This is a genomic window from Micromonospora sp. DT4 (genome assembly GCF_049841675.1).
In the GTDB taxonomy this organism is placed as follows: Bacteria; Actinomycetota; Actinomycetes; order Mycobacteriales; family Micromonosporaceae; genus Micromonospora.
In genome coordinates, this window is sequence record NZ_JBNCKT010000421.1 from 1 (window position 1) to 375 (window position 375).

1 protein-coding gene is annotated in these 375 nt (G+C 61.9%); it reads right to left on the reverse strand.

The annotated features are described in order from the left end of the window. Positions 1–375, reverse strand: a 375-nt coding sequence (locus ACLQ24_RS30405) for a hypothetical protein (RefSeq protein WP_425895168.1), incomplete at both ends; no start/stop codon positions are given.

Sequence of the window (375 nt, forward strand, 5' to 3'; positions counted from 1 at the left end):
GCCGACGACCCACAGCCAGATTGGCGACCTTCTGTGTTGTGGCGGACACCGACCGCGACTCCCCACCGGCCGCCTCCTCTGGGCGCACAAGAAAGGTCTTGTCGTCCCGATACTCCGTCTGCAGCCCACGGGCGCTCAGAGCCTGAGCGATCATTTTCTGCGGATCCTCACGCCCGACGTAGATGAGACCACCCATCCGCACGCCGAGATCAATGACGTCCCCCGTTTCCGGGAGCGTGACCAGGGTGTCGTATGTAGGGATCTTTCCCGCCCTTGTGGAGTCACCTTTGCACCAGATGTCATAAGCGGCGAACGTCGCCTTGTCCCTCTCTGCCTTCTCGGCAACAGTGACAAGCACGCTCTTGTCTCGGGGGA